The following is a 13,915-nucleotide window of genomic DNA, read 5'->3' as shown; positions in this document are numbered from 1 at the left end:
TCAGATGGTATAAATTATTCAAATCTCAAGCAAATTACTAAAATGAATATACTTAAGTTTATAACAGCAGGATCTGTTGATGACGGCAAAAGTACGCTGATCGGACGCCTGCTTTATGATACAGACTCTATATTAGACGATCAGCTGGAAGCTATTCAGAAAGCGAATCGTAAGAATGATGACGGAACAGTGGATCTGGCGATTCTGACTGACGGACTGAAAGCGGAACGTGAACAGGGCATCACTATAGATGTGGCCTACAAATATTTTCAAACGGAAAACCGTAAATTCATTATCGCCGATGCTCCCGGACATATTCAATATACCCGCAACATGGTAACCGGAGCGTCTAATTCGGATCTGATTATTGTATTGATTGATGCCCGCAAAGGTGTTATTGAACAAACAAAGCGCCATTCTTTTTTGGCTAAATTATTATCTCTGAAAAAGGTCCTGGTATGCGTCAATAAAATGGATATGGTGGAGTATGAGCAGGATGTATTTGAAAATATAAAGCATGACTACGAACAACTGGCTCAAAAATTGGGATTGACGCATGTGGACTATCTACCGGTATCGGCCTTAAAAGGCGATAATATCGTTCATAAGTCAACCCGAATGAACTGGTATGACGGCCCGTCTTTGCTGGATTATCTGGAATCGGTTGAATTTGAGGAAAATACAAATGAAAACTGGCGGTTTCCGGTACAATGGATTGTTCGTCCGCAGACGGAAGAATTGCACGATTACCGCGGCTATGCGGGAAGAGTAGTGGGAGAGGGGCTGTCGGTTGGCGATAAAGTGTTGATCCTGCCTTCAGGTACAGAGAGTAGTATTAAAGCGATTGAATTGAATGGAAAACATCTTGAGAAGGCTGAAAACGGACAATCTGTAATTGTGCATCTTGCTGATGATGTGGATATTAGCCGTGGAGATATTATTGTTTCTGCAGAAAATCCGGCTCTGGCCGAACGACAGTTTGAAGCAAACATCTGCTGGTTTGACAACAAACCGCTGGATACCGCTCAGGTATATTTGATACAGTATCACAGCAAACTGACTAAAGTCAAGATTCAGGATGTGCTGCATAAGATTGATATCAATACGCAGGAATATTTGTACAATGAACCGATCAAACTCAATGATATCGGAAAAGTGGAAGTAAAAGCTGCTGAGGATATTATTTTTGACCGCGCATCTGATAATCCTGCAAATGCCCGTGCAATCTTGATTGATCCGCGAACCAATCTGACTGTCGGTGCGCTGATTATCGAAAATGTGGCTTAAATAAAAATTGTAAAAAAAAATTATAACGGACTTCAGGATTTGAAGTCCGTTTTTTTGTTTAACGTTTTCCGTCTGTTGACTGCATGCCTGCTACAACTGCTTTTAATATGGTGTTCCGGAATTTTCTAACAAATGCTGTATGATTGGTATCTAGCTATAGAATTTAAGAACATTAAAAGTAGTGGAATTTTTAGGGAATTATAGGAATGTAAGGGAGTCTTTAAAATACTACTTAACATAATATAAATTATAGGACATTTATACATATTTGAATTATACAGGATTCAGCTACAGTTCGTTCACAGCATCCAATGCATAATGACTGAGTTCTTCAATGGCTTTGGTGAAGACTTTAATCTGCCATGTTGAAAAATGACGTAAGTTGGCAGACTGCTTGTGGTTTTGAAAATTAATGTTAAAATTTAAAAAGTGTAGAGTTTTTATCTCTATATTCGTTAAATTATAAAAACATAATTATGAAAAAGTTTTATTATTTAATTCCTGTATTTACAATTTTGTTATTTTCCTGCTCTAAAAATTCTACATATTACAGTCTTGATGCTGAATTTGGATTGGATATTAAGGATCAGAAAGGAAAAAATCTCTTAGACGGACGGCTCAAAGTCGAGAAAATCACGCACTCGGGAATCAACGATGGTCAGGAATACCTTACGGCTGGCTACGATACTCCAGACACGCCACCAATAGATGGTTATTCGGTAACTAAAAAAGGTGAATCTAATATTTTAAACATGACTTTCTCCCCAGTATATAGAGAGTCAATTATTACAATTAAATGGAAAGATATAGTAGAGGAAGATACGTTAAAAGCAGAATTGTATAGAGATAAGCATGTTATCCGAATTGGAAAAATATTCTGGAACGGAGATTTTATTTGGGAAAAAGGAAAAAGTGAAGACAAATATCAGATTAACGTTTTAAAAGATATTTAAATCCCATTTAATTTTAAATTTATAAGATAGTCAACACCCCATAAACCTACCTCAGCAAAACAGCCTCAAGTGGTATAAGACCGGAGGAAGTCGTCTGCTTAAAAATAAGTGTATCTTCTCCGTCTATGCTCAGTGTTCCTTTGGCTACAACTGTATCTTTCTGATCTTTAAACTGGATATAAGCGATGTCACTTTTAATATTTCCATTAACGGATAAGGTCACCGTTTTTGCTTTTTTTCCAAAAGTCATATAGCGGGCCTTCCCTTCCACTTTTGTTCCTGTTTGTGACATATCAAAAGCAATCACGCCGATTTCTTCTCCTTCACTTGAATATTTGCCGGCAAAATTACTTATTTCCTTTCCTGCGATTGAAAAATCGTTGGTAGCAACAGTTTTTGACTGCGCCTGTACTTCAGACATAAAAACAAAGGAGATCAATACAGCAATAATAAAAAGTCTATGTTTCATAGAAAATGTATTTTTCATAAAATTACTGAAATTCAGCTGAACATAATCCAATTATTAGTGATGATTTTTTTCATGTCCTTGTCTATATACCTGAATATTTCTAAATTAGTTTCGCCAATAAGAATTAACTCATGGAAAAGAACAAAGCATCATCATTTATTTTTGGTATTGCAGCCATCATTGTCGGATCTGCCTTATACAAGCAAATAGACTTTGAGCATTTTAAAGTTTTACATAAGGGATTAGCCATTATCTACGGCCTCACCTTTGCTTTTTCTGTTTTTATTTTAATAAAAAACTTCAGAAACAGATCTAAAACTTAGAAAAACAAATGTTTATCTGTTTCAAGGTCAACTGACAGGCTTATTACAACTCAGCATCAATGTAATAAGCCTGTTTCTGGTTAAACCGGTCTGCAATCAGGGAATTTTTGCCATTCGGATGGCGTCCTCAAAAGCAGATACAAGCTGACTATTAGTCCGTCTTAATAAAGTTGCATTCGTCTTTACAGCAATCATTCCATCCCCTTGTCGGGGTTGACCAAGGATAATATTATGTTCATGGCGCAGATGCCCTCTTAACTTTACACTGTCTATCCCCTTCCCTATTTTCATCAGGCTGATATTACTTCCGTGCTCCGGATGTTCGACATGAATACCATCCAACTGATTAAAGAGATTGAAAAGCGTTTGGGATTTATCCTTTACTTCCTTCATTACACGATCAATATCTTCCAGGTGATGGAGCGCCATGGCAGCATTAGGCCAGTTGGTAAAAACACCTCCGCCGTGGATTTTGACCAGATGATGCATCTGATCAATGACAGCCTTATCTCCGCAGAGTACAGCGCCTCCGGTAGCTCCGAGGTATTTATACAGGCATAAATATACCGTGTCAAAGTATTGAGCATAGTCAGCTATAGCATGACCAGTATATGCCGATGCCACATGCAGTCTCGCTCCGTCAAGGTGCATTTTGTAGCCCTTTATGCGGCAATATTCGGCTATTTTCTTTATTTCTTCGAGCGGGAATACCCGGTTATCCGCTCTTCTTACAGGAGTTTCGATGGAAACAACGGCTCCGGGAACAGCGAAAGCCTCTCCCTGCTCATGTACATCTACAGCTTGTTGCAGTTCCTTCTGATCAAACCAGTGATTGTCTGTCGCAAGCGGGATCAATCGTTTATTGAATAATGTCTGAGCTGCATCGCCTTCATCTCTGTACACATGACTTTTTTCCTGCACAAATGCTTTTGTAGCTGATTTCCCCAGCACGGATATCGCCAGTTGATTCGCAAGTGTTCCGGATGGCATATAAATAGCCGCCTCTTTGCCGGTTATTTTTATACACTTATCCAGCAGCTTCTTCATGGTGCCGTCAGTCGCATAGCTGTCCCGCTCTATCGGATCTTTAACCTGTATAACCTGCAATTGTGCGATGAAATCATCAGGCCTGTAGAAAATACCATCATTAATAAAATATACGGCATCGCTATCTTTCAGAATTTGCTCCTTAGATGCTGAATCTGCAAAACTGGTTGAAGGAACAATCTGAGTGATTGCGGGAAGCGCCAAACCGGATAACTTTAAAAAATCCCGACGTTTAAAAGATGACATAGGTATATAATCTAAAACAATAAAATTAAAGGATCTGATGAGTTTCCTTAATACTATTCATCACAAAAATACTTTTTGTTTGTCCGATCCCCTCAATTTCAGATAATTTATTGACAAAAAAATCATGAAAATCATCCATATTAGGAGCCAGAATTTTAAGCATAAAATCAAAATCACCGCTTATATTATAAAATTCGACCACTTCCTTAAGTCTGACCACTTCCTCAATAAATTTTCCGGCTGCTTTCTTATTATGTGCACTAAGGGCTATCATGCAAAGCACCATCATACCCTTGTTGACCTTTTTGCGGTCTACCACTGTCGTGTATTCCCGTATAACTCCCTGTTTCTCCATGCGTTTGATACGCTCATGTGTAGGAGTTGCACTCAGATTGATCCGTGTGGCAATATCCCTTACACTTAATTTGGCATCTTTTTGCAGTAACCGAAGAATAGCCAGGTCTTTTTCATCGAGTATATAGTTTTCCTGTTGCATTTGTTCTGTTTTGAGCGAATTAAAGGTGTTGGATCGGAACGATTGATATTTAATTCAATATTTTATTGTTGTTTTGTTCCAAATTTAGCCAATAATTTTAACATACGTTCTTTGAAAGGTAATTTTGTCAGAAATTTCAAGCACATGCAAACGAGAAAAAATCTCATCTTAATCTTAGCATCCGTAGGTACATTTGTAGAAGCACTGGACATTGCTATTATCAATCTCACTATTCCCGCAATACAGGAGCAATTTGGTATAGGCAGTGACAGTGTACAATGGTTGCAGACGTTGTATGTGCTGTTTTTTGGAGGTTTTCTGATTATAGGCGGTAAACTTTCGGATCAGGTGGGACGCAAAAAGATTTTTTTATGGGGTGCGGCACTGTTTATGTTTACCTCATTAGGCGCCGGACTATCGACAGATTTTATAATGTTGGCCGTTTTCCGAGCCTTGCAGGGGCTTGGTGCAGCACTTATTATGCCGGCAGCGCTATCATTAGTGACCAATACATTCAGAGAAACACAGGAGCGCAATCGTGCATTAGGTGTTTTCAGTTCATTTGCAGCTATAGGATCCGGCAGCGGCCTTTCTATTGGAGGTATTATAAGTACCTACCTGAGCTGGCACTGGGTATTTCTAATCAATGTCCCTATATTGTTGCTGACGCTGGTACTGGCAATTTTCTATCTGCCTGCAGATGAGAAGCAAAGTATCCGGGCAAAAACAGATACTGTGTCGGGTATCCTCCTTGTGTTGGGATTATTGAGTCTGACATACGGTACGCATGAACTGATGCATATTGCACAGCATCCCGTTCTTGTGGGAGGTTCATTATTGCTTGCCGTAGTTCTTCTGATACTTGTATTTATGCGATTGAGATCAGTTAGCGAACCGCTGATCGATCTTAAGTTATTCAGAAATACCTCATTGGTCGTTTCCAATCTTGCTTTTTTTACGTTAGGTGCATTTTTTATAGGCTTTTTATTTCTTATTTCGCTGATGTTGCAAAAAGATATGGGACATACTGCCGCTGCAGCCGGTCTTATGCTGGTGCCTTTCAGTATATTGTCCGCACTGGTTGCCAAGTTTGTATTGCCTCAAATATCTAAAATATTGAATCCGGTCAGAATGGGTATTCTGGGTTGGTTCTGCATGTTTTTAGGAGCTGTTTCTCTCTTTGTCTCGGTCTATACAGGACATCCTATTGTGTTAGTATTGCTTGGAGCGGCTTGTATTTCAGGGATAGGAATGACATTCTGCTTCACCAGCCTGTCAGTTTTGGGGATTCGTGGTGTCGATCCCGCATGCTATGGTATCGCCTCCAGTCTGACAAGTACCAGCTACTTTCTGGGAGCCGGAATAGGTCTTTCATTTATGACCTTGCTTAGTCAGTTATTCCCTTCCGAATGGGTTGTCGGAGGGTTGAGTATAGGTATTCTGGTTGTATATGCACTGATAGCTATAGGCCTGTTGCTGTACCTCATTTTAGCGGATCAGAAGATCAGGCAAACCGATCTGGCCTTATCCTAATAGTTTGAGTAGGACTATATAGTACATAATCTGCGCTGTTTACATTGTAATGTCCATTTCCAGATGGATATCATCTGGCTCTGCAGCAAATAGCTCATTATTCAGTTCCGTAGTCAGTCTGGCGCCATTTTTAAGATAAAAATCTATAGTATTGCGTGTTGGGGTGGCAGAAATATAAAGTTTGTCTGCCCCAAAGTTCAAAGCAGAATTCTTACAGGCATTCAAAAGCTGTCGGCCTATCCCCTTTCCCTGATAAGTATGGCTTACATACAGAATATCCATCTTGCGGTAGTTGTGCTTCACTCCAATGCGTTTGTAGTCTACAGAAGCTGTTCCTATCAGTTTATCCTGATCAAAAGCACCATATACTACTCCGCCTTCACTTACTAACTTATGCTGACGGACTGTTATTTCTTCCAGTTCTGCCGGATCAAATCCGCTGACAGACTCTATGTGTGGTATTAATACCAAACGGCCTTGCGTATAAACATACAGTTCAGCAATTTCTTCTGAACGATCAATCTCTTTAATGCGAAATAATTCATCTTTATTCAGTATTCTGATGTCCTCCATGGATAAAGTATTGTATTATATGTAATAGCTTATTTGTAAACGTAAATTTATACATTTGAGCATAGATAAGCATTATACAACTATGGAATGGAATAAAATTAAGGCCGATACACAAAGCATATACCCGGCAAATAGTATTACACTTTTTTTAATGGATACCGACTCCGGAAAACCGGCTACTTGCTGGGTGGATAAAGCCTATGCAGATTATCCTTATAAACAGGAATGTATGTTTAATTGCTTCATCTCGGTAGATCTGCTGAATGATGAATTTAATCTTCAAAATGAAGATCTGGATTATGGAGATATAGAGGATTATTTTACACAACAGCTAAGGGAAGTGTGTGTATGTCATATTGTGGCCCGCATCACGACAGACAGCGGAATATCGATAGAAATGTATGTGGATGATGTGGAGAGTGCAATCGGGAAGCTCAATGAACTGGAAGCAGACCCAAACCGGCTGGTCAACTTTGATTGTGAAATAAGCGACGATGAGAATTGGGATAATGTGGATAATCTTTTAAATGACATGTAATAAGATCTTCAATAGAGTACTATGCTTACACTAAGATCAGCCGAACAAATCAAACAGGATATACTGTCACAAGGTAAAGCGCCGAGCACATTTCCTCAGTCAGTTGATTTTCCTTTTGCATTGTCTTATACAGATCTGGTTAAGCAGATAAGGACTCTGGATATCTCTTCTGAATGTACACTCTTTGCTGCTGCAGAGGCCTGGAAGGAAACCAGCGCATTTGCAGATCCCGGTTACTGGCCGGAGAAATATGCCCGACAGGATATTGCCCGCTTTTGGATTTTCGGACAGAATGGTCAGGGAGATTTCTGGCTGTTTGACCGTGAACATAAGCTGTATTTTTATGATCACAATCAGGGACAAATGGGGCTGCATAATTTTGTAGAGTTGCACATCGATTTTGAAAGCTGGCTGCAATATGCAGATCTGAACAGTCAGTTGGATGAGATATATAACCGGGAAGGTGAAATTAATGAAGCCTGTAAAGATGACTATACCCGTAAATTGCAACATATGGGAAGTGCTTTGCTGCAGCTTTTTGAATTCTAATTAAATGATTTTATAATGCTTACTGCTATTCATCCCAAATTACCAATGCGTGATAAGGCTATCACACTGGCATTTTATACGAAAGAATTAGCCTTTGGACTAATCGGAGACTATGGAGATTATATAATGATCCGAAAGGAGAATATTGAGATTCATTTCTTCCTGTTTCGGGAACTCGATCCTTTGGAAAATTATGGACAGGTATATATCCGGACAGATAATATAGAGGAATGCTACCAGTCTTTTCTGGATAACAACGTTAGTATACATCCGAATGGCCCGCTGGAGATCAAGCCATGGGGACAACACGAATTTTCTATACTTGACCCGGACAACAATCTGTTGACATTCGGTCAGGGAACAGTATAATCTGGCTGTATCATGAAAAAAATATTACTGATTCTTAACGCATTATTGCTTCTTACTATTCTTATATCCTGCATCGGTAAAAGCATGGAAAACTCTTCCCTGTCACAACAGCAGGATCAGAAACCTGATCAAGCCAACATAAGGGAAGCAGACCTCATCTTTCAGTCTTCTCTTTCTGAACAAAGCAAAGCTATTCAGCTGGCTACAAATTCTCCCTACTCCCACTGTGGCATTATCTTTAAGGAAGGCGAGGAATACGTTGTGCTGGAAGCTGTACAGCCGGTACAGAAAACAGCTCTTTCTGACTGGATCGCAAGAGGTGAAAATAGTCAGTACGTGATCAGGCGTCTTAAAAATGCTAATCAAGTATTGACAGCAGATATACTGACAAATATGAAAAAGGAAGGTAAAATGCTGGAAGGCAGAGATTATGACGTCAGGTTTGAATGGAGCGATGACAAGATCTATTGTTCTGAACTGATCTATAAAATATATGAACGTGCTGCCGGAATAAAACTGGGGAAGTTGCAACGGTTAAAGGATTTTGATTTTACGAATCCAGCTGTCAAGGCCCAATTAAAGGAACGCTATGGTGATAATATCCCTCTGAATGAAACGGTAATTTCTCCTGCGGCAGTCTTTGAAAGTGAATTACTCGAAACGATTACACAGAAGTAAGTACTTACATACGAAAAGTATACAATGACTAATCATACTTATTTAATATACGGTATCAGTAAAGGTTTAGGAAAAGCTTTAGCTAAACACCTCCCGAAAGCTGAAGATCAGGTGTATGGAATCTCAAGAAGCCAGCCCGATTATCTGCATGAAGTGAATCATAAAATTGAATGGATCACTGCTGATCTGGCAAATCCTGTTGAATCCGCTGAAAGTATCCGTCATGCAATAGGTAGTAACCGGATCGATTACCTGATCTATAATGTGGGCATATGGGAACATAATGCTTTTTCAGACGCATACAATTTTAAGGATAATACAAAGGAAGAAATCCTTACTATGATCAATACCAATATTTCATCCTGTCTTCTGGCGGTGCAGAGTTTTACAGAGAACTTAAAGAAATCTGAAAATGCCAAGATTATATTGATCGGCTCTACCTGGGGATTAGAGAATCATAATGGAAAAGAAGTGACTTTCTCGGCCACTAAATTTGCCCTTCGTGGAATTGTACACGCATTAAGGGAAAATCTACGGGGGTACGGTATTGGCGTGTCCATTCTGAATCTGGGATACCTGGCTACTGAATTTGAATATGAAGAAGACCTGAATAAAGTCTTAGAACAAACGCATGCCGAACTTATTCCTCTGCAGGACGTAATGGCGGCTGTACGATTTATTCTGTCAACCTCAAAAGCAAGCTGTGTCAAAGAAATCACTATGCCTGCTATGAAAGATACAAATGTATAATTTGTTGGCTCAGACAGGCTGAATATCACTTTTACCAATGATATTGGAATAATTATTGACATTAATAGATTTCCAATAATCTTATTTTTACATCTTTAAAATTTAGTACATTATTTAAATGAAAACTATACTATTTGCTATTCCTTTTGTTCTTTTATATTCATGCAACAGCACGCCCGAAAATAAAAAAGATCTGTCCGCCGGAGATTCAATCTCTTCTGTAGTATCTGTTGATACGATAAGCAAACCGGTTTCAGATACCAAAGATCTGACATGGACAGGTATTCCTGTAAAGCAATTTCCTGTAACGGATTCTACTAATTTTGATAATTACAAACCTGCTAAACAAAATCCTGAACTTATTAAGAAGCTTAATCTTGAAAAGGCTATTGAAGATGCCGCTGATTTTAATATAAATTACAGCATACCATTCTCTGAAAAGTTTGAAACAGTAGTGATTACATATCATAAAGGCGAAATGGAATTATGTACGAGCATTCTGACAGTTGATAAAAACTATAAAATCATCGATATCCTGTCCGTTGCATATGATGAAGTCGCAGAATCCGCTTTCCGCAAAATCAGTACTATCGAAAAAGGTAAAATCACTATCGAAGACTGGAACTACATGCAGGAAGAGCCGACAAAAGAAACGCATATTTACATCTTACAGGAAAATGGAAAGTTTAAAGAGGTTAAATAAAGTTCACATTTAAAGATTAGCACCGTTCAGGAGTCTGGATAAAAAGGATTACTTTCTTATTACAAATTATTTTTACTAAATTTGTTAGTAATATGAATCGATCCGGCACAGCAGATTTACCTTTACACTATGGTCATGTCCCACTGTGGCTTGCAGAGCGTATGGGTAAATTGGGTTTGGCGATTGTAGAAGAGATTATCAGTCATAAAGGTAAGAATGAACTTTTGAGCAGACTAAGCAATCCTTTCTGGTTTCAGAGTCTGGGGGCCGTAATGGGTATGGACTGGCATTCTTCAGGTATCACTACTTCCGTAATGGGTGCACTGAAGAGAAGTATTAACCCCCATGCTAAAGAATTTGGTATTTATGTCTGTGGCGGCAAAGGTAAACTATCCCGTCAAACTCCCCTCGAACTTGCACGGTTTGCAGAATATAACGGATTAGATGCTGCAGATATGGTAAGGTGCAGCAAATTGGCTGCAAAGGTTGATAATACCGCTGTTCAGGATGGTTTCCAACTCTACCAGCATAATTTTGTGGTCAGTAATGAAGGACACTGGACAGTGATTCAGCAAGGGATGAGCGATGCGAGCAGTACAGCCAGACGTTATCACTGGCATTCTGCTGCAGTACAATCATTCACAGAAGAACCACACACCTTTATTTATGGGCAAAACTGTGGCGAGATTCTCAATCTTACAGATAAGGCTGCACGTCCGATTAAAGAAGCAATGTTAAGTGTACTGGCTGAAAATCCCGAACGCATCCTAAAAGAGCTTACTCACCTGGTTATGCCAGCTCATCATGATGTCCGTGCAGAAAACGTGGATCTGAAAAGACTGGGATCTGTATTATGGTTAGCACAGGATAATAACATACAGCACTTTGAACAATTATTATTACTGAAAGGAATGGGACCGCGTACACTCCAGTCGCTTGCCTTAGTCAGCGAAGTCATACATGGGAGTCCTTCACGATTCCGGGATCCGGCAAGATTTTCATTTGCTCACGGAGGTAAAGATGGTCACCCCTTCCCTGTTCCGATCACCGTGTATGATGATACAATACAAACCTTGCAGAATGCGATACAACGTTCCAGATTAGGAAATTCAGATAAGTCGCAGGCTATCAAATCACTTTCTCAGGTTGCAAGCCGTATGGAAGAAGGATTTACACCGAATGACAACTTTGATAAAGTAATAGAAAAGGAACGTGCTGACTCCTGGAAATACGGGGGGCGAACAGTATTTGGAAAAGCAAAATCTCCCCTTTCAGCACAACTTAATCTTTTTGATTAATGGACTATAATAAACTTACACTACCGGAAGCAACAGATATACAGCAAGATTTGCGTCATAAGCTTCGCTTTGATCGTCCTGATACTCAGGCTATATATACTATTGGCGGAGCTGATATTTCCTATAACAAGGATAGCGAAATCCTGTTTGCAGCTATCGTCATACTGGATTATCCGGATATGACGCTGCGTTCATATGCATTAGCTACCGGACATTCGTCATTTCCCTATATTCCCGGTTATCTTGCCTTTCGGGAGGTACCTGCTTTGCTGAATGCCTGGTCTTTACTTCCGGTCAGACCAGATGTACTGGTGTTAGACGGACAAGGGATCCTGCATCCCAGACAAATGGGAATTGCTTCCCACTTTGGAGTGCTTACCGGACAGGCAACTATTGGATGTGCCAAGAATTCGTTGTATGGCCGTCATGCTGATCTGACACCTAACAGGGGGGCGTCGACGCCAATAGTAGAGGGAACAAAAACTATAGGTCATCTATTACGTACTAAAGAAGCTGTCAAGCCCGTGTATATATCTCCGGGATACGGACTGTCTGTGGAAAAAAGTCTGGAAGTAATACGTCAGTGTACGGGTCGATATCGTATTCCCGAACCTACCCGACTGGCTCATAACATTGTGAATGATTTTAGAACAGGTAAACTTAAACCGGGTTATCATGAGGTTCAGCAGCCTTTAAGTTTGTTTTAAATAGTCATGGCCCGAGCACATTCAATTATTGCTACCTCATCTGGTTTCCGAATACCCCTTAGTAAAGAAGAACTGTAAAAAAGAGAATCCCTCTCCCAAATTAATGGAAAAGGGATAACTCCACCCTGCATTAGAAAAAAATATAGTTAATGTGAATGTTCTCCTGAATTTGTCATTTTGGCTAATAAGAAAAATGCTCCTTTATGAACAACCTTGTCATTGGCGCCAATTTCTTTGGTTGGAGTAATTGCTGTATAACCATGTGCAGAGACACCTTTTATAACAGGTATCCTTTCATATACTAATGTCGCTTTCTCTGTAACCGCTTTCTCATCATGAGAATGCGCATGTTCTTCTCCTTCATGACCGCTTTGGTGATGCTCCTCTTCACGGTGCGCATCTGTCAGAATAAATATATAGTCCTGTCCCTGAGCGGATACAATGGCTTCGTTAGGAACAGCATTCACTTTATTGTCTGATACAATCAGATTAGCCTGAACCTGCATACCGTTGATCAATCCTGTTTTATCTCCTAATACCTGGGCGTGCACAGCTACCGCATTCGTCTGCGCTTCAAAAGCCTGCCCTATCTGATCGATACGTGCTTCGTAAGATAGTTCGGGATTGTTCACTGCAGAAAAACGGATAAGTTGTCCTTTTCTGACCTTAGGAAGATCCTTTTCATAGACATATACGTCTACGTGCAGCGATTCGTTATTAACGATTTCCAGAATTGGACTGGATGCATTGATGTTCGAACCAATTTGCGCTGCTATTGTAGATATCGTGCCGGACATCGGAGCAATAATGGATACCTGCGATGACATTTGCGTAGATCCGCCACCTGCGATCAGCTGTTTTTGAAGACTGTTTCGTTGTGCTCTTAAGTTGGCCAGTTCCATTTCTACTTGTTGCAGGCGTTTCAAAGGAGCAGCATTACCTTCTACCAGCTCCTTTTGACGTAAGAGCTCTACTTCAGCCAGTTTAATCTGATTGTGCGTAAGTTGTAGCTGTTCCTGTGTCTTGATCAGATCCGGATTATTGATTACTCCTATACGCTGTCCTTTGCTAACCACATCACCTTGCTGTACAAACAATTGTTGTAATACACCGCCAAAGACAGAAGTTACAAAGGCTTTTTTGTCATTTGGAACAGTAAGTTGCCCGTTCAAAACAAGTCCGTCACTCAAAACCTGCTGCGTAACAGAAGTATATGTTAGCCCGATTTGTTTGAACTGTGCTTCTGTCAGAGACGTTGTAGATTCATTTTCATGTTCGGATTCGCCTTCCGCATGTTCGCCTGCTTCTTTTGAAGGCGCCGAACTTCCGCTACACCCCGATAAAGAGAGGGCAATTGCACATAATAAGGTTGGATAAATTATGTTGATCTTCATGT

At 39.9% G+C, this 13,915-nt stretch carries 17 protein-coding genes; 12 read left to right on the top strand and 5 right to left on the bottom strand.

Annotation, left to right across the window (positions count from 1 at the left end; genetic code table 11):
* The first annotated feature begins 42 nt into the window (after window positions 1–42).
* The gene (locus tag I6J03_RS20650; protein ID WP_039989876.1) at window positions 43–1,287 is read left to right on the top strand and encodes a sulfate adenylyltransferase subunit 1; all 1,245 of its coding nucleotides are present in this window, start codon (window positions 43–45) and stop codon (window positions 1,285–1,287) included.
* Between the two features lie 476 nt (window positions 1,288–1,763).
* Window positions 1,764–2,240, top strand: a complete 477-nt coding sequence (locus I6J03_RS20645) for a hypothetical protein (protein ID WP_003005734.1) — start codon at window positions 1,764–1,766, stop codon at window positions 2,238–2,240.
* Between the two features lie 46 nt (window positions 2,241–2,286).
* Here I6J03_RS20645 and I6J03_RS20640 read toward each other — a convergent pair whose 3' ends face one another.
* Complete coding sequence (locus I6J03_RS20640) at window positions 2,287–2,709, bottom strand: hypothetical protein (RefSeq protein ID WP_232279669.1); 423 nt, start codon at window positions 2,707–2,709, stop codon at window positions 2,287–2,289.
* 131 nt (window positions 2,710–2,840) lie between these two features.
* Here I6J03_RS20640 and I6J03_RS20635 point away from each other — a divergent pair, with 131 nt between their 5' ends.
* Window positions 2,841–3,032, top strand: coding sequence for a hypothetical protein (locus I6J03_RS20635; RefSeq protein WP_003005730.1), 192 nt, complete (start codon window positions 2,841–2,843; stop codon window positions 3,030–3,032).
* A 96-nt stretch (window positions 3,033–3,128) separates the two neighbouring features.
* On the opposite strand, the gene I6J03_RS20630 is transcribed toward I6J03_RS20635, so the two are convergent.
* Together I6J03_RS20630 and I6J03_RS20625 are read right to left on the bottom strand one after the other, a co-directional pair.
* Window positions 3,129–4,325: a threonine aldolase family protein gene (locus I6J03_RS20630; RefSeq protein ID WP_201693954.1), complete on the bottom strand. Its 1,197-nt coding sequence runs from the start codon at window positions 4,323–4,325 to the stop codon at window positions 3,129–3,131.
* Window positions 4,326–4,350: 25 nt separating this feature from the next.
* The gene (locus I6J03_RS20625; protein WP_003005726.1) at window positions 4,351–4,821 is read right to left on the bottom strand and encodes an Lrp/AsnC family transcriptional regulator; all 471 of its coding nucleotides are present in this window, start codon (window positions 4,819–4,821) and stop codon (window positions 4,351–4,353) included.
* A gap of 144 nt (window positions 4,822–4,965) precedes the next feature.
* Between I6J03_RS20625 and I6J03_RS20620 the strand changes: the two genes are divergently transcribed.
* The gene (locus I6J03_RS20620; protein WP_201693952.1) at window positions 4,966–6,354 is read left to right on the top strand and encodes an MFS transporter; all 1,389 of its coding nucleotides are present in this window, start codon (window positions 4,966–4,968) and stop codon (window positions 6,352–6,354) included.
* Window positions 6,355–6,393: 39 nt separating this feature from the next.
* Here I6J03_RS20620 and I6J03_RS20615 read toward each other — a convergent pair whose 3' ends face one another.
* Entirely contained in the window at window positions 6,394–6,927 is a 534-nt protein-coding gene (locus I6J03_RS20615) for a GNAT family N-acetyltransferase (RefSeq protein ID WP_003005720.1), read from the bottom strand.
* An 82-nt stretch (window positions 6,928–7,009) separates the two neighbouring features.
* Between I6J03_RS20615 and I6J03_RS20610 the strand changes: the two genes are divergently transcribed.
* From I6J03_RS20610 to nfi, 8 genes are all read left to right on the top strand, one after another.
* On the top strand, window positions 7,010–7,465 hold the full coding sequence (locus I6J03_RS20610; RefSeq protein ID WP_003005718.1) for a DUF695 domain-containing protein: 456 nt from the start codon (window positions 7,010–7,012) through the stop codon (window positions 7,463–7,465).
* A 21-nt stretch (window positions 7,466–7,486) separates the two neighbouring features.
* The gene (locus tag I6J03_RS20605; protein WP_003005716.1) at window positions 7,487–8,014 is read left to right on the top strand and encodes a hypothetical protein; all 528 of its coding nucleotides are present in this window, start codon (window positions 7,487–7,489) and stop codon (window positions 8,012–8,014) included.
* Window positions 8,015–8,029: 15 nt separating this feature from the next.
* Window positions 8,030–8,383, top strand: coding sequence for a bleomycin resistance protein (locus I6J03_RS20600; RefSeq protein WP_003005714.1), 354 nt, complete (start codon window positions 8,030–8,032; stop codon window positions 8,381–8,383).
* Window positions 8,384–8,395: 12 nt separating this feature from the next.
* Window positions 8,396–9,061: a YiiX family permuted papain-like enzyme gene (locus I6J03_RS20595; protein ID WP_003005712.1), complete on the top strand. Its 666-nt coding sequence runs from the start codon at window positions 8,396–8,398 to the stop codon at window positions 9,059–9,061.
* 24 nt (window positions 9,062–9,085) lie between these two features.
* A complete protein-coding gene (locus I6J03_RS20590; protein WP_201693950.1) occupies window positions 9,086–9,811 on the top strand; it encodes an SDR family oxidoreductase in 726 nt (241 codons plus the stop codon).
* A gap of 118 nt (window positions 9,812–9,929) precedes the next feature.
* A complete protein-coding gene (locus I6J03_RS20585) occupies window positions 9,930–10,514 on the top strand; it encodes a hypothetical protein (protein ID WP_003005704.1) in 585 nt (194 codons plus the stop codon).
* A 92-nt stretch (window positions 10,515–10,606) separates the two neighbouring features.
* The gene (locus I6J03_RS20580) at window positions 10,607–11,812 is read left to right on the top strand and encodes a DUF763 domain-containing protein (protein ID WP_003005702.1); all 1,206 of its coding nucleotides are present in this window, start codon (window positions 10,607–10,609) and stop codon (window positions 11,810–11,812) included.
* Complete coding sequence (gene nfi, locus I6J03_RS20575) at window positions 11,812–12,519, top strand: deoxyribonuclease V (RefSeq protein WP_003005700.1); 708 nt, start codon at window positions 11,812–11,814, stop codon at window positions 12,517–12,519. The genes I6J03_RS20580 and nfi overlap by 1 nt, the downstream gene beginning before the upstream one ends.
* Window positions 12,520–12,665: 146 nt before the next feature.
* Here nfi and I6J03_RS20570 read toward each other — a convergent pair whose 3' ends face one another.
* Window positions 12,666–13,913: an efflux RND transporter periplasmic adaptor subunit gene (locus tag I6J03_RS20570; RefSeq protein ID WP_003005698.1), complete on the bottom strand. Its 1,248-nt coding sequence runs from the start codon at window positions 13,911–13,913 to the stop codon at window positions 12,666–12,668.
* Between the last annotated feature and the right edge of the window lie 2 nt (window positions 13,914–13,915).

The organism is Sphingobacterium spiritivorum (genome assembly GCF_016724845.1).
Lineage (GTDB): Bacteria > Bacteroidota > Bacteroidia > Sphingobacteriales > Sphingobacteriaceae > Sphingobacterium > Sphingobacterium spiritivorum_A.
Note: the sequence above shows the minus strand (reverse complement) of the source record. Positions and strands in the feature narration are given on the sequence as shown.